The organism is Nocardioides sp. Leaf307 (assembly GCF_001423135.1).
GTDB classification, from domain to species: domain Bacteria; phylum Actinomycetota; class Actinomycetes; order Propionibacteriales; family Nocardioidaceae; genus Nocardioides; species Nocardioides kribbensis.
Genome location: NZ_LMNY01000001.1, coordinates 1,797,158 through 1,811,276, shown reverse-complemented (window position 1 = coordinate 1,811,276; position 14,119 = coordinate 1,797,158). Strand labels below are relative to the sequence as shown.

Sequence of the window (14,119 nt, the reverse complement as noted above, 5' to 3'; positions counted from 1 at the left end):
GCCCGTCGGGCGGTCGCCCGCGGGGTGAGGCGAGGGTGGTCGGATGGCGGTATACCGGACGGTAACCGCACGACCGACACCACAGGAGGCTCACGTGGCCCGCAAGAAGCTCGGCAAGATCAAGGACCTCACCGGCGAGGTGACGAGCGCAGCCGCGGGTGCGGCGGCCGGCGCCGCCGGCGGCGTGAAGGATGCCGTGAAGGGAGTGGCCAAGCTGCCGCTCGACGTGGCCGGCAAGGCCGCCGGGACCGTCACGTCTCTAGTGCCCGGACGCAAGGGCGCGGCCGGCACTGCGCCCGCCCCCACCGAGGCGGCGGCCCCCGCACCGACCTCGGCGCCCGCCGGACCCGCCCCGACCCCCGCGGCCTCGGGCAAGGTCGCCGGCGACCCGGTCGCGCCGGCCGCGAAGGCCCCCGCCGCGAGGACGCCGGCGGGGAAGACCGCCGCCACCAAGGCTTCCGCGAAGCCGACAGCGTCGACGAAGGCCGCCGTGCCCGACCCGGCGGCCCCGGCGAAGAAGGCCCCCGCGAAGAAGACCCCTACCGCGAAGCCGACAGCGTCGACGAAGGCCGCCGTGCCCGACCCGGCGGCCCCGGCGAAGAAGGCCCCCGCGAAGAAGACCACCACCGCGAACGCGGCCGCCACGACGTCCGACACTCCGGCAGCCCCGGCCACGAAGGCCCCGGCGAAGAAGGCCCCGGCCAAGAAGACCCCGGCCAAGAAGACCCCGGCCAAGAAGGCCGCGACGACCGCGGCCTCGGCGGCTCCCGAGACCTCGATCGATGCCGCAGCCGACCCGGAGCACGTCGACGCGACCCCGGCCGACGTGGCCAGGACGGCCTCGATGGGGGCCGGCGCGACGCCCACCGAGATCCCGGCCGACGGCCCGGGCGACAGGCTGCCCACGCGCGCGGCGACCCAGGAGGAGTCACCCGCGACGACGGCTCCCACGAAGAAGGCCCCGGCCACGAAGCCCGCGGCCAAGAAGACCGCCCCCGCGAAGAAGGCCACGGCCACCAAGCCCGCGGCCACGAAGACCGCCCCCGCGAAGAAGGCCCCGGCCACGAAGTCCGCGGCGAAGAAGGCCGGGGAGGGGAAGGCCGGAGCGGGGAAGGCCGCTGCCCCGCAGACGACGACCGCCACGAAGTCGGCGGCCACGCCGGCCTCCGCCGACGCCGCCGCCGGCGCGGTGCCGAGCCCTGCGGTGGTCGCGGAGGCCATCGACCACGCGCCGCCCAAGACCGCCGACGCGCCGGTCACCGACGAGGGCTCCTCCGGGTCGTCCGCCTCCTGAGCCAGCACGGCCCGTGACGCACGGAGGCCGCGCACCGTCGATCCCCCCTCGACCGGTGCGCGGCCTCCGCCGTGTCCCCGCGCCGCCGTGGCGGCGCGGGGACGGGCTCACTTCAGCTCGGCGCTGCTCAGCCCCAGGACCCGGCGGGCCACGATGAGCTGCTGGATCTGCTGCGTGCCCTCAAAGATGTCGAGGATCTTGGAGTCGCGCGACCACTTCTCGAGCAGCTCGGCCTCGCTGTAGCCGATGGACCCGGCCAGCTCGACACAGCTCAGCGTGATGTCGGAGCCCACCCGGCCCGCCTTGGCCTTGGCCATCGACGCCTCCAGGCTGTTGGGCTCGCGGTTGTCGGCCATCCAGGCCGCCTGGAGGGTGAGCAGGCGCGCGCCCTCCCAGTCGGCCTCCATCTGGAGGAACTTCGCCGCGGCGGCCGACTGGGTGACGGCGGGGCGGTCGTAGTCGATGACGACGCCGGCCTGCTCGAGCAGGTCGCGCGTCAGGTCGAGCGACGCCTTGGCGCAGCCGATCGCCATCGCCGCGACGAGCGGGCGGGTGTTGTCGAAGGTCGCCATGGCGCCCGCGAAGCCCTGCTTGACGTCGACCTCCGGAGAGCCCAGGAGGTTCTCCTTCGGCACCCGGCAGTTCTCGAAGATGATCGTCGCGGTGTCGGAGGCGCGGATCCCGAGCTTGTGCTCGAGCCGGTCGACGCGCATGCCCGGGGTGCCCTTGGGCACCACGAAGGACTTGATCGCGGCCCGGCCCAGGTCGCGGTCGAGGGTCGCCCAGACCACGATGTGGTCGGCGCGGCCACCGGCGGTGACGTAGATCTTCTCGCCGTTCAGGACGTACTCGTCGCCGTCGAGCACGGCGGTCGTCTTGATGTTGGCCGAGTCGGAGCCGGTGCCGGGCTCGGTGATGGCCATGCCGGCCCAGACACCGTCGAAGCGCTCGAGCTGCTCGTCGTCGGCGACGCTGGCGATGGCGGAGTTGCCGAGACCCTGGCGGGGCATCGACAGCAGCAGTCCCACGTCGCCCCAGCACATCTCCTGGATCGACATGACCGAGGCCAGGTTGGTGCCGTTCTTGACGCCGGCCTTCTCCTCCTTCTCGTCGCGGCGCACGCCCGAGGCCCCGGCGCCGGAGCTCGCGCCCGACTCGGAGAGGCCGTCGATCATCGCCGCGAGCATGTCGAGCTCCTGGGGGTACTCGTGCTCGGCGCGGTCGTACTTGCGCGAGATGGGTCGCAGCATGTTCATGGCGACCTGGTGGGCCTGGCTGGCCAGCGGGCGCAGCTTCTTGGGGTCGTCGAGATTGATCATCAGACCAGCACGCTTCCTTCCATGACGCCGACCGCGCGGAGGTCGCGGTACCAGCGCTCGACGGGGTGTTCCTTGACGAAGCCGTGACCACCGAGCAGCTGCACGCCGTCCAGGCCGATCTGCATGCCCCGGTCGCTGCACGAGCGGCGGGCCAGCGCGACCTCGCGGGTGAAGTCCTTGCCCGCGGCGGCGCGGGCGGCGGCCTTGTAGGTGAGCAGGCGCATGGCCTGGAGCTCGATGGCGATGTTGGCGACCATGAAGGCCACCGACTGGCGGTGGGCGATCGGCTCGCCGAAGGCCTCGCGCTCCTTGACGTAGGGCGTGACGTAGTCGAGCACGGCCTGGCCGGTGCCCACGGCGAGGGCGCACCAGGCGAGGCGGGACAGACGCACGCACTCGGTGTAGGTGGTGCCGTCGGCGGAGCCCAGCAGGGCGCCGGCCGGCACGGAGACCCCGGACAGGCTCAGCCGGGTGAGGGAGGCGGCGCGCACGCCCATGGAGGGGTCGGCCTCGACGGCGAGGCCGTCGGCCGAGGACTCCACGAGGAAGAGGGCCGGCTTGCCCTCCAGCGACGCGCCCACCACGAAGAGCTCGGCCTCGGCGCCACGCACCACGGCGCTCTTGACGCCGTCGAGCACGAAGCCCTCGCCGCTGCGGCGCGCCGTCGTGCTCGGCGAGAGCACGTCGAAGAGCACGGCGGGCTCGGTCAGGGCCAGGGCGGCGGCCGGCACCTCGTCGCCGGCGAAGGCGGGCAGGTAGGTCTGCTGCTGCTCCTCGCTGCCCCACAGACCGAGTGCGGTCGCGACCGCTCCGGGGGCGAGCGCGGCCACGGCCAGGCCCATGTCGCCCTTCGCGAGCGCCTCGGCCACGAGGGTGCCGGCCATGGCCGAGCGCTCCTCGGAGATGCCGCCCAGCGACTCGGGCACGCCGAGGATCGGCAGGCCGATCTCGAGGCTGGCCTTGAGCACCGGCTCGGGGGCCGCGCAGGCGTCGTCGGCCTCGGTGGCGGCCGGGCGCAGCACCTCCGCGGCGTACTCCGAGACGACGTCGACGAGCATCTGCTCGTCCTCGGTCGGGGTGAGGTCGAAGACGCCCTTCGGTGCGGCCGCCGGCACCCGCACGCCCGGCGTCGCACGGGAGCCGGCCCGGGCGAAGGTGCGACTGGCCGCGGTGGCGGTCTTGAAGCCGTTGCGGGTGGCGGTGAAGACCGCCTGCTCGGCGGGCCGGCGCAGACCGATGCGGTCGATCAGGTCGCTCTGCGCCAGCTTGTTAAGGGCGGCCACGGCGAGGCCGATGGGGTCGCGCGACTCCTGGGAGGAGACGCCGTGCTTCCCCCCGGGTCGCAAGCTCTTGGTCAGGTCCATGCGCCAAATGTAACTGGCAGTTACACCCAGCGCTACACCTCGTCCCATGCGACCGGTCACACGCGGTTTCCGCTCCCCCGGGCCCTCGCTCCTAGGATCGAGGCCATGTCCGAGCAGACCGCCCCGCCCGAGCACGCACCCTTCGGCCCCCTGCCCACCGGAGGCACCGTCCGGCCCGTCACGCGCTGGGGCACGCCGGTCATGCACCGCCCCCAGCAGGCCGTCACGTCCTTCGACGAGGACCTGCGCGCGCTCGTGGCCGACATGGTCGCCACGATGTACGCCGCGGACGGCGTGGGCCTGGCCGCCTGCCAGATCGGCGAGGACGTGGCGGTCTTCGTCTTCGACTGCCCCGACGCCCGGGGCGAGCGCACCGTCGGCGTGGTGTGCAACCCCGAGGTGACGCTGCCCGAGGGGCGCGAGCGCCAGCTCGACGACTCCGACGAGGGCTGCCTCTCCTTCCCCGGCGCCTTCGTCGAGTGCGCCCGCCCCGACCTCGCCACCGTCACCGGCCAGGGTCTCGACGGCCGGCCCGTGACCTTCACCGGCGACGGCCTGCTCGCGCGGTGCCTGCAGCACGAGACCGACCACACCCGGGGCACCGTCTTCGGCGACCGTCTGCCCACCAAGGTGCGCAAGCGGCTCCAGAAGGAGCACGACCGGGCGGTCGAGGACTACCCCCTCGACTGGCCCGCCGGGTCCTGACGGCCCGCTCCCACCCAGGACGTCGGGTCCGGTCGGGTGGGCAGGGTCAGGAGCGGCGCGCCGTGACGTAGCAGGCCACGGCCGTGGCGGCGGCGACGTTGAGGGAGTCGATGCCGGCGGCCATGGGGATGACCGCGCGACGGTCGGCCGCACGCTCCCACCGCGGCGAGAGCCCGTGCCCCTCGGAGCCGAGCACCAGCGCCACCTTGTCGAGCCCGGCCACCGCCTGCTCCACCTCCGTGGCGTCGTCGGCCAGCGTGAGGGCCACGGTGGTGAAGCCGAGCTCGGAGAGGCGCGGCAGCGCCGTGGCCCAGTCGTCGACCCGCGTCCAGGGCAGGGTGAAGACCGCACCCATGCCGACCTTGATCGAGCGGCGGTAGAGGGGGTCGGCGCAGCGCGGGGCCAGCAGCACCGCGTCGAAGCCGAGCGCGGCGCCGCAGCGGAAGATCGCGCCGACGTTGGTGTGGTCGACGAGGTCCTCCAGCACCAGGACCGAGCGCGCCCCGGCCACCACCGACTCGACGCTGGGCAGCGGACGCCGCTCGAGGGACGCCAGAGCGCCCCGGTGCACGTGGAATCCCGTGACCTGCTCGGCGAGGGCCTCCGACAGCACGTAGCAGGGCGCGTCGGTCGTCGCGAGGACGTCGCCGAGGCCCTCGAGCCACCGCGGCGCCATGAGGAAGGAGCGCGGCTCGAAGCCGGCCTCCACCGAGCGCCGCACCACCTTCTCGCCCTCGGCGAGGAAGAGGCCGTGCTCGGCCTCGAGCGCCTTGCGCAGCTCGACGTCGCGCAGGTCGCGGTAGTCGACCAGCCGCGGGTCGGCCGGGTCCTCGATCTCGACCAGCGTGGCCATCAGACCAGGCCGTCGCCGCGCGGCGGCACCGTGTGGGCGTCCGGGCGGTCGAGCACGAGGGGCACGTCGGGGTAGGCCTCGGGGTGCGCCACGGCCACGACCGGACCGATGACGATGATCGCGGGCGGCTTGACCGCGTCGGCGGCCAGGTCGGCGGCCAGCGTCTCCAGGCGGCTCAGCACGGTGCGCTCCCCCGGCATCGTGCCGTCGCACACGACGGCCACGGGCGTGCGGGGGTCGCGGCCGCCGTCGACCATGGCGGCGGCGATCGCGCCGGCGTTCTGCACGGCCATGAGCGCGACGACCGTGCCGTGCAGGCGGGCCAGGGCCTTCCAGTCGGTGAGCGACTCGGGGTGCCCGGGCGGCAGGTGGCCGGAGACGACGGTGAACTCGTGGGCGACCCCGCGGTGGGTCACCGGGATGCCCGCGACGGCCGGCACGGCGATGGAGCTGCTGAGACCCGGGATGACCCGCACCGGCACGCCGGCCTCGCGGCACGCGATGACCTCCTCGTAGCCGCGGCCGAAGACGAAGTTGTCGCCGCCCTTGAAGCGGGCGACCCGCTGCCCGGCGAGGGCCCGCTCGACGATGACCCGGTTGATCTCCTCCTGGGCCGCCGCGCGACCGCGGGGCAGCTTGGTGACGTCGATGAGCTCCACGTCGGGCGGCAGGTCGCCGAGCAGCTCGCGGGGGGCGAGCCGGTCGGCCACGACCACGTCGGCCTCCATCAGCGCCTTGCGCCCGGCCACCGAGACCAGGTCGGGGTCCCCCGGCCCGCCGCCGACCAGGACGACGCCTGGGGTGCGCTCGCCGCGCTCGTGCACCGCACCGAGGGTGCCGGCCTGGAGCGCCTCGACGATCTCGTCGCGCACCAGCGCCGAGCGGCGGGGCTGGCGCTGCCCCAGCACCGCCACGGTCACGCCGTCGTGGCGACCGACCGCCGGCGTCCAGGCCGTGGCCCGCATCGCGTCGTCGGCGCGCACGCAGAAGACCCGGCGCGCCTCCGCCGCGGCGGAGACCCGCTCGTTGACGGCCTGGTCGTCGGTGGCGGCCACGGCGTACCAGGTGTCGTCGAGGTCGGCGTCGTCGAAGCCCCGGGCGTGCCAGGTCACCTCCCCGCCGCCGACGAGCCCCTCGATCGCGGGGGTGACGTCGGGCGAGACGACGACGACCCGGGCGCCGACGGCGATGAGCAGCGGGATGCGTCGCTGGGCGACGTGCCCGCCCCCCACGACGACGACGCGCCGATCGTGCAGGCGCAGGCCGGAGAGGTAGGTCGGGAAGTCGTCCACCCGCCCATTGTCGCCGCTCCCCCCTCCGGGCTGGTGACCTGGGTTCGGGGGCCGGACTAGGTTGAACATCGAACGACTCCTGTGGAACAGCCGCAGGTGCGCCTACTGATGGGAGACGACGCATGTCCCTGGACCGACCGGTGAGCCCGGACCCCTACGAGCTGCTGCCGAAGGTGCCGTCCTTCACGGTGACCAGCGACGACGTGACGCAGGGCGCCCCGCTGAAGGACGACCAGGTGGCCTCCGCCGGGGACTCCTCGCCGCACCTGTCGTGGGAGCAGGGGCCCGAGGGCACCAAGAGCTACACCGTCACCTGCTTCGACCCCGACGCCCCGACCCCGTCGGGCTTCTGGCACTGGGTGCTCGTCGACCTCCCCGCCGACTGCACCGAGCTGCCCGCCGGGATCGGTCGCGAGGGCGCGGAGCTGCCCGGCTCGGCCTTCATGTGCCGCAACGACGCCGGCACCAAGGCCTTCACCGGCGCCGCCCCGCCGCAGGGCGACCAGGTGCACCGCTACTACTTCGTGGTGCACGCGGTGACCGAGGAGAGCCTCGGCGTCGACTCCGACGCCAGCGCGACCGTGGTCTCGTTCAACCTCGCGTTCAAGACCGCCGGGCGGGCCATCGTGCAGGGCACCTACCAGCACTGAGCCCCCGCGTCCGCACCGCACGGCCCCGCGGCCTCGCCGCGGGGCCGTGCTGCGTCTCCGGAGCCGGCGGGTCGCCCAGGGGCGGCAGGTCAGCCGCCGGGCAGCTGGCCGGCGGCACGCAGCCGCTCGGCGAAGGGCACCGGGTCGACCAGCTCGTCGCGGCGCTGGGGCACGGCTCGGAGCCCGCGCCGGGGCGAGACCAGGCCCGCGAGCTGACCTGCCGCGCGCTCCACGCGCTGCTGCAGGTCCGGCGACCCGAAGTCCTCGCTCGCGGCGAACACCCCCGTCGGCACGACCACGGCGCGCAGGTAGCCGAAGAGCGGACGCAGCGCGTGGTCGAGCACCAGCGAGTGACGCGGCGTGCCGGCCGTGGCCGCCACGAGCACCGGGGTGCCCTCCAGCAGGTCGGGCTCGAGCACGTCGAAGAAGGTCTTGAAGAGCCCGGAGTACGACGCCGCGAAGACCGGCGTGACGACGATCAGGGCGTCGGCACCGCCGACGGCGTCGATCGCGGCGCCGAGCTCGTCGCCGGCGAACCCGGTGAGCAGGCGGTCGGCCAGTGCGTGGGCCAGCGGCCGCAGCTCGACGACCGTCACCTCCACCGGCCCCTCGCCCTCCTCCCCGAGCGCCTCGACGGTGGCCCCCGCGAGCCGGTCGGCCAGGAGCCGGGTCGACGACGGCACCGACAGACCGGCGCTGACGACCACCAGGCGCGTCGCCCGGCTCACGCCGACACCTCCTCGCGAGCCGGCTCGCCCGCGGGCGAGGCGGCCGCCACCCGCGCGGCGTGGGTGGGCGCGTCGGGCACGCCCGGGGCCCGCATCGCGGCGTAGCCGGCCCGCAGGTCGGGCAGGATCTCACCGAGCAGGTCGAGCTGCTCGAGCACGACGTCGAGCGGCAGGCCGGCGTGGTCGAGCAGGAAGAGCTGGCGCTGGTAGTCGCCGACGTACTCCCGGAAGCCCAGGGTGCGCTCCAGCACCTGCTGCGGCGACCCGACGGTGAGGGGGGTCTGCGCGGTGAAGTCCTCCAGCGAGGGGCCGTGCCCGTAGACCGGGGCGTTGTCGAAGTACGGCCGGAACCGCCGCACCGCGTCCTGGCTGCGTCGGGCCATGAAGGCCTGGCCGCCGAGGCCCACGATCGCCTGGTCGGCGCGGCCGTGGCCGTAGTGCTCGAAGCGTCGGCGGTAGAGCGAGACCATCTGGCGGGTGTGGGAGGCGGGCCAGAAGATGTGGTTGGAGAAGAACCCGTCACCGTAGTAGGCCGCCTGCTCGGCGATCTCGGGGCTGCGGATCGAGCCGTGCCACACGAAGGGCGCCACGCCGTCGAGCGGACGGGGCGTGGCGGTGAAGCCCTGCAGCGGGGTGCGGTGGCGGCCCTGCCAGTCGACGACGTCCTCACGCCACAGCCGGTGCAGGAGCGCGTAGTTCTCCACCGCGAGCTCGATGCCGTCGCGCACGTCCTTGCCGAACCACGGGTAGACCGGGCCGGTGTTGCCGCGCCCGAGCATGAGGTCCATGCGTCCGTCGGTGAGGTGCTGCAGCGTCGCGTAGTCCTCGGCGATGCGCACCGGGTCGGTCGTCGTGATCAGCGTCGTCGACGTCGACAGCAGGATCCGCTCGGTCTGGGCGGCGATGTAGGCCATCGTGGTCGTCGGCGAGGAGGCCACGAAGGGCGGGTTGTGGTGCTGGCCCACGGCCACGACGTCGAGCCCGACCTCCTCGGCCTTGCGCGCGATCCGCACCTGGGCCTTGATCCGCTCGTGCTCGGTGGGGGTCCGGCCCGTGGTGGGGTCGGTCGTGACGTCGCCGACGCTGAAGAGGCCGATCTGGACCTGGGGCTGGACCTGGGACTGGACCTGGGACTGCATGGCGGGGACTCCTGACCTGCTGGTGCCGCGAGATAGTTGAAATGCGTACTGAGTATCCCAACCCATGCGCCCGGCGCGCTATTCCGGCCAGGATGCCGTCATGCCAGCCGCCCCGACGCCCACCACGACACCCGTCCCCAGCCCCGGCCACCGCCTCCACCGTCTGCTGCCGGTGCTCGTGCTGCTGCTCACGGTGGGGCAGCTGGCCGTGGCCCAGTGGGTGCCCGGGATCGAGCGCTTCGAGGGCAAGGCCTTCGGTGCACGGCTGCTGGCCTACCCCGTACTGATGCTGGTGGTGCCGGCCGTCTGGTGGCTCGCCTCCCGCCGCCGCCCCGCCGCCGACCGGGCGCCTGCGCCGTACGCCGCGACGACGCTGGTGATGCTGCCCTTCCTGGTCGACGTCACGGGCAACAGTCTCGACCTTTACGACGCCGTCGTGTGGTGGGACGACGCCAACCACCTCGTCAACTGGGCCCTGCTGTGCGGCGGCCTGGGCCTCCTGGTCGCACCCACGCTGCCGCGGGGCTGGCAGGTCGTGCTCCTGGTCACCGGGATTGGGGCGGTGCTGGCGATCGCGTGGGAGGCCGGGGAGTGGCTCACCTTCATCCGCCACGGCACCGAGGTGGAGACGGCTTACGAGGACACCCTCGCCGACGAGGTGCTCGGCACGCTGGGTGCTCTCGTGGCCGGGCTCGTGCTGGCGGCGGTGTGGCGGTCACGCGCCACCCCGGGGCCTCACGGCGCGGCGGTCGGCTCCGCGACGACGACCACGTTGGAGAGGTAGCGCGACCCGTCCCAGTCCTCGCACGTCAGCAGGACCAGACGGCCCCGGGCCTCCTGGCTGAAGAGCCGAGCCGACTCCCGCGCCAGGCGGCCCTTCTCGAAGACGCGCACGCTCGTCACCTCGTAGCGCAGGAGACCGCGGTCGGTGCGCACCCGCACCGGTGCTCCGCGGCGCAGCGTCTCCAGGTCGTCGAGGGCACCACCTCCGGTGTGCACGGTGTGACCCGCCACCAGCGCGCTCCCACGGGCGTCACCCGGGCGGGCGCCGCCGGCCCACCAGCCGAGCCGGCGGGGGTCGCTCGGCGGCACCAGCACCCCATCGGGCGCGCGGACGGGCTCGACGGGTGCCGCGACGCCGAGCGCGGGCACGACCAGCTCGACGGGCGCCCCTGGACGCCGGGGCGCCGCCACCGCCTCGCGCAGGACCGGGGGCTCCGACACCGGGGAGGTGGAGGTGGACGGGGAGGTGGCTGTGCTCGCGCCCGCTGGCGCGGACGGCACGGCCCGGGGAGCGGTCGTGATCCAGGCCGCCGCTCCCCCGCCGACGAGGACCAGGCCGGCGACCGCGAGGAGCACCCCTCCCCTGCTACGGGCCCCCGGCCGCGGCCGGGCGTCAGCCACGGGTGCGCGCGCGACGCTGCGCGACCGCGCCTGCGGCGGCCAGCAGCACCCCGAGGCCGATGACGAGGAGCGGCAGCGGGGAGCGCACCCAGTCGACGGCGTCCGCGAGCGCGCCACCGCTCCCTGCGTCCACTGCGGACGGCACCGCGGAGGTGTCGGAGGTGTCGGAGGCCTCGTCGGCGGAGGTCGCCGTGGCGGTCCCCTGGTCGGTGCCGGACGTCGCCGCGTCCGCGTCGGCGCTCAGCTCGGCGTCGAGGACCCCGGAGCCGGCCCCGGAGCCGGCCCCGGAGCCGGCCCCGGTGCTCCCCGCGCCGCCGGAGGCGCCGTCGGAGCGCGCGGGCTCCTCGCACGGCTCGACCCAGAACACCTTGGTCTTGGTGTCGTTGCCCTGCGAGCCGGGCGTGGTCACCGTGAGCTTGACGTGGTAGCCCTGCTGTGGGTGCGGGTCACCGGAGAACGACAGGGTGTAGGCCTGCGTGCCGTCGAGCCCGGTGTCGGTGCCGGCGCCCGACGCGGGGTCTCCACCCACGGGCACCTGGAGCGGCCCGTCGACCTCGAGGCCGACGTCGCCGGTGGGGGCCTGCATCGCGAAGCTCACCGACGACACGATGTCCTCGCCCTCGTCGAAGCCGTACCACTCCACCTGGAAGGTGCAGCCGGGGTGCGGCGTGTTCTGCGGGATGGAGTCGATCTCGCCGAGCGGCGCGATCTTCACCGTGCCGTTGTTGCCGGCGGGGTCCGCGCCCTGGGGGGAGCTGCCGCCCGCCCCGTCGCCGGGCCCCTTGCCCGGGTTCGCGCCGGGCCCCTTGCCCGGGTTCGCGCCGGGACCCTTGCCCGGGTTCGCGGCAGGCCCCTCGCCCGGGTTCGCGGCAGGACCCTTGCCCGGGTTCGCGGCAGGACCCTTGCCCGGGTTCGCACCAGGACCCTTGCCGGGCTTGGCGGCGAGGCCGGCCGTGAGGTCGGCGGAGGGGGCGGCTGGATCGGCGGCGTGCACCGGCGCCAGGGCACCGGTGCCGACCGGGATCAGCAGGAGGAGGCCGGTGGCCGCGAGGGCCAGGTCGCGTGTCGACGTGCGGGAGTGTGCGGGGATGGGCATGAGACTCTCCAGAGGGGGAGCACCGAGGTGCGGTGTCGGAGGGAGCGGGTGACCCCCGACGGGGGCCACCCGGTGGCATACCGACCGGTAACAGCCCCGAAACAACCGTCTAGACCAGTCGGCCCGACCCCCAGACACGACGTGCCCGGCCCACACCCCCAGGGGCGAGACCGCGCGTGGCCCGTCTCTTCCCGCCGCACCTGCGGGGCCGGAGCGTCACAGGCTCACGCTTGCTCGTGCGGGCACCACCAGGTGGTGCGACCACCCACGGTGGCGCGCTGCATCTCCGCACCGCACCGCGGGCAGTGGCCGCCGGCGTGGCGGTGCGCGACGACCTCCCCGGTGTGGACCCCGCCGAGCCGCAGCGCTCGTCGTACGCCGCAGCGCAGCGCCGCGTGCAGCTCGGTGAGCTCGTCGTGGTCGAGCTCGCCGGCCGGGCGGCGGGGGTCGAGGCGGGCCTGCCACAGCACCTCGTCGGCGAGCAGGTTGCCGATGCCCGCGAGCGTCCCCTGGTCGAGCAGCCGTGCCTTCAGCGGGGCCGTGCCGCGGCCCACGAGACGGCGGAAGTCGGCGACGCCGACCTCACCGGCGTCGGGGCCCAGCGCGTCGAGGTCGGGGTCGAGGCGCACGCGACCGAGGCGGCGCTTGTCGAAGAGCCGCAGCGAGCCGCCGTCGTCGAACCCCAGGGTGAAGCGGAACCACTCGGGCTTCTGCGGCCCCCGGTCGCCCGGGCGCTCGGGCCCGGAGCCGACGTAGTCACCGCCGGTGTCGGCCTCACGCTCGCCGGCCTCGCCGCCGGCGGGCGACACGAGGATGCGTCCGGCCATGCCCAGGTGGATGCCCAGGAGCGGACCGGGGGTGCGTGAGCGGCCCGCCCCGGAGGTCTCGCACCACATCGCCTTGCCCCGGCGACGAGCCGCGGTCAGCCGCCGACCGACCAGGGCCGAGGCGATCTCGCCCGGGGCGTGCGGGCGGCACTCGTAGGAGTCGGTGTCGTCGACGGACACGATGCGCCGCTCCAGAGCCGAGCGCTCGATCACGGCGCGGGCGGACTCGACCTCGGGCAGCTCGGGCATGGGTCGAGTCTGGTCGCCCGGCTGGCGCCGCGGCCCACCCCTCGGGCCCGAGCCCGGCGGTCAGGAGCGGTCGAGGAGCAGCACGGCGCGGTCGTCGTCGCCGCGCTCCACCTGGCGCAGGATGCGCCGCGCCGCGCCCTCGAAGCCCGGGGCCACGGCCGAGGCCGCCGCGCGCCGCAGCCAGGCGATGCCCTCGTCGAGACCGACGTCGCGCGACTCGACGACGCCGTCGGTGTAGAAGAGCAGGGCGTCGCCCGGCTCGAGCACGCCCTCGCTGGCCTCCAGGTCGGGCCGGCGCAGGATGCCGAGGGCCATGCCCCGTGCGTTGTCGACCGTCCACTCCCCCTCGCCGGCGGTCCAGCGCAGCGCCGGGGGGTGACCGGCGCTGAGCACGGAGTAGCGGCCCGTGCGCAGGTCGACGTAGACGTGGGCCGCGGTCGCGAAGGTCTCGTCGGACTCCTGTCGCAGCAGGAAGTCGTTGGCCGCGGCGAGCATGGCGCGCGGCGGCAGCGCGCCGATGAGACCGCCGAGGGCTCCGGCGAACTGCAGCGCGGCCGTGCCGGCGGCGACACCCTTGCCGCACACGTCGACCAGGATGAGCTCGAGGTGGTGCTCGTCCTCGCTGAGGTCGGCGACCATGAAGTCGCCGGCGTAGCCGACCCCGTGGGCCGCCACCATGGCCGTCTGGCACCGCCACCCCTCGGGCAGCGGCGGCACGGTGCCCTGCGACTGGAGGCGGTCGCGCAGGTCGGAGAGCATCGCCTCGCCCAGCGGGCCCGGCAGGCCGCTGCGCTGGAGGCTCGACTGGTAGAGCACCAGGGTCGAGGCCAGCACCAGGGCGACACAGCCCGAGGTGCGCACCGTGTCGAAGCCTCCGTCGAGCAGCACCGCCGCGACGGCGGCGCTCACCGTCCAGACCGTCAGCACCACCAGCGGGCGGAAGCGCAGCAGCAGCATGCCGAGCAGGACCCACACGAAGTAGGTGCTCAGCGGCACCAGCGTGTAGGCGGTGGAGGAGACCGCGAACGACGCCGCGACGAGCCCCATCAGCACGCCCAGCGCGACGAGCTGGCTGCGTCCGGTGCCCGAGCGCCAGCCGGCGGCGAGGTCGTGGACGTCGGGCACGTGCGCAGCGTAGGTGACGGCGGACCCCGGCCGCAGGAGACCGCGCCCAGCCGACGGGACCGGTCGACCCCACT

The 14,119-nt window shown here is 74.7% G+C and carries 14 protein-coding genes; 4 read left to right on the top strand and 10 right to left on the bottom strand.

What is annotated here, in order from left to right; genetic code table 11:
* The first annotated feature begins 94 nt into the window (after positions 1-94).
* Positions 95-1,294, top strand: a complete 1,200-nt coding sequence (locus tag ASF50_RS19630) for a hypothetical protein (RefSeq protein ID WP_156718151.1) — start codon at positions 95-97, stop codon at positions 1,292-1,294.
* 107 nt (positions 1,295-1,401) lie between these two features.
* On the opposite strand, the gene ASF50_RS08310 is transcribed toward ASF50_RS19630, so the two are convergent.
* Both ASF50_RS08310 and ASF50_RS08305 read right to left on the bottom strand, forming a co-directional pair.
* Positions 1,402-2,613, bottom strand: a complete 1,212-nt coding sequence (locus ASF50_RS08310; RefSeq protein WP_056904027.1) for an acyl-CoA dehydrogenase family protein — start codon at positions 2,611-2,613, stop codon at positions 1,402-1,404.
* The gene (locus tag ASF50_RS08305; RefSeq protein ID WP_082502891.1) at positions 2,613-3,977 is read right to left on the bottom strand and encodes an acyl-CoA dehydrogenase family protein; all 1,365 of its coding nucleotides are present in this window, start codon (positions 3,975-3,977) and stop codon (positions 2,613-2,615) included. The genes ASF50_RS08310 and ASF50_RS08305 overlap by 1 nt, the downstream gene beginning before the upstream one ends.
* Positions 3,978-4,082: 105 nt before the next feature.
* On the opposite strand from ASF50_RS08305, the gene def reads away from it, so the two are divergent.
* Entirely contained in the window at positions 4,083-4,682 is a 600-nt protein-coding gene (gene def, locus ASF50_RS08300) for a peptide deformylase (RefSeq protein ID WP_056904026.1), read from the top strand.
* Between the two features lie 46 nt (positions 4,683-4,728).
* Here the strand turns inward: def and ASF50_RS08295 are convergent, their stop codons facing one another.
* Both ASF50_RS08295 and cobA read right to left on the bottom strand, forming a co-directional pair.
* Positions 4,729-5,535, bottom strand: a complete 807-nt coding sequence (locus ASF50_RS08295; protein WP_056864386.1) for a TrmH family RNA methyltransferase — start codon at positions 5,533-5,535, stop codon at positions 4,729-4,731.
* The gene (gene cobA, locus ASF50_RS08290) at positions 5,535-6,827 is read right to left on the bottom strand and encodes a uroporphyrinogen-III C-methyltransferase (RefSeq protein ID WP_082502889.1); all 1,293 of its coding nucleotides are present in this window, start codon (positions 6,825-6,827) and stop codon (positions 5,535-5,537) included. Before cobA ends, ASF50_RS08295 begins: the two co-directional genes overlap by 1 nt.
* Positions 6,828-6,949: 122 nt before the next feature.
* Between cobA and ASF50_RS08285 the strand changes: the two genes are divergently transcribed.
* Positions 6,950-7,477, top strand: a complete 528-nt coding sequence (locus tag ASF50_RS08285) for a YbhB/YbcL family Raf kinase inhibitor-like protein (RefSeq protein ID WP_056864385.1) — start codon at positions 6,950-6,952, stop codon at positions 7,475-7,477.
* 89 nt (positions 7,478-7,566) lie between these two features.
* Here the strand turns inward: ASF50_RS08285 and ASF50_RS08280 are convergent, their stop codons facing one another.
* The gene (locus ASF50_RS08280) at positions 7,567-8,205 is read right to left on the bottom strand and encodes an FMN reductase (protein ID WP_056904025.1); all 639 of its coding nucleotides are present in this window, start codon (positions 8,203-8,205) and stop codon (positions 7,567-7,569) included.
* Positions 8,202-9,344, bottom strand: a complete 1,143-nt coding sequence (locus ASF50_RS08275) for an LLM class flavin-dependent oxidoreductase (protein WP_056904024.1) — start codon at positions 9,342-9,344, stop codon at positions 8,202-8,204. The genes ASF50_RS08280 and ASF50_RS08275 overlap by 4 nt, the downstream gene beginning before the upstream one ends.
* Before the next feature lie 100 nt (positions 9,345-9,444).
* Here ASF50_RS08275 and ASF50_RS08270 point away from each other — a divergent pair, with 100 nt between their 5' ends.
* The gene (locus ASF50_RS08270) at positions 9,445-10,128 is read left to right on the top strand and encodes a hypothetical protein (protein ID WP_200920050.1); all 684 of its coding nucleotides are present in this window, start codon (positions 9,445-9,447) and stop codon (positions 10,126-10,128) included.
* Here ASF50_RS08270 and ASF50_RS08265 read toward each other — a convergent pair.
* The 4 genes from ASF50_RS08265 to ASF50_RS08250 form a co-directional block, all read right to left on the bottom strand.
* On the bottom strand, positions 10,080-10,703 hold the full coding sequence (locus ASF50_RS08265) for a class F sortase (protein ID WP_082502887.1): 624 nt from the start codon (positions 10,701-10,703) through the stop codon (positions 10,080-10,082). The two genes, ASF50_RS08270 and ASF50_RS08265, sit on opposite strands and share 49 nt — an antisense overlap.
* A 37-nt stretch (positions 10,704-10,740) precedes the next feature.
* Positions 10,741-11,844: a hypothetical protein gene (locus ASF50_RS08260; protein WP_056904022.1), complete on the bottom strand. Its 1,104-nt coding sequence runs from the start codon at positions 11,842-11,844 to the stop codon at positions 10,741-10,743.
* Between the two features lie 224 nt (positions 11,845-12,068).
* Entirely contained in the window at positions 12,069-12,920 is an 852-nt protein-coding gene (locus ASF50_RS08255) for an Fpg/Nei family DNA glycosylase (RefSeq protein ID WP_056904021.1), read from the bottom strand.
* A gap of 60 nt (positions 12,921-12,980) precedes the next feature.
* The gene (locus ASF50_RS08250; RefSeq protein ID WP_056904020.1) at positions 12,981-14,045 is read right to left on the bottom strand and encodes a PP2C family protein-serine/threonine phosphatase; all 1,065 of its coding nucleotides are present in this window, start codon (positions 14,043-14,045) and stop codon (positions 12,981-12,983) included.
* Between the last annotated feature and the right edge of the window lie 74 nt (positions 14,046-14,119).

What these genes read in the sequence shown, in the direction of transcription:
- ASF50_RS08295 (WP_056864386.1), bottom strand. Translation starts at nt 5,535, where the DNA reads ATGGCCACGCTGGTCGAGATCGAGGACCCGGCCGACCCGCGGCTGGTC.
- ASF50_RS08285 (WP_056864385.1), top strand. Translation starts at nt 6,950, where the DNA reads ATGTCCCTGGACCGACCGGTGAGCCCGGACCCCTACGAGCTGCTGCCG.
- def (WP_056904026.1), top strand. Translation starts at nt 4,083, where the DNA reads ATGTCCGAGCAGACCGCCCCGCCCGAGCACGCACCCTTCGGCCCCCTG.
- ASF50_RS08275 (WP_056904024.1), bottom strand. Translation starts at nt 9,344, where the DNA reads ATGCAGTCCCAGGTCCAGTCCCAGGTCCAGCCCCAGGTCCAGATCGGC.
- ASF50_RS08310 (WP_056904027.1), bottom strand. Translation starts at nt 2,613, where the DNA reads ATGATCAATCTCGACGACCCCAAGAAGCTGCGCCCGCTGGCCAGCCAG.
- ASF50_RS08255 (WP_056904021.1), bottom strand. Translation starts at nt 12,920, where the DNA reads ATGCCCGAGCTGCCCGAGGTCGAGTCCGCCCGCGCCGTGATCGAGCGC.
- ASF50_RS08260 (WP_056904022.1), bottom strand. Translation starts at nt 11,844, where the DNA reads ATGCCCATCCCCGCACACTCCCGCACGTCGACACGCGACCTGGCCCTC.
- ASF50_RS08270 (WP_200920050.1), top strand. Translation starts at nt 9,445, where the DNA reads ATGCCAGCCGCCCCGACGCCCACCACGACACCCGTCCCCAGCCCCGGC.
- ASF50_RS08305 (WP_082502891.1), bottom strand. Translation starts at nt 3,977, where the DNA reads ATGGACCTGACCAAGAGCTTGCGACCCGGGGGGAAGCACGGCGTCTCC.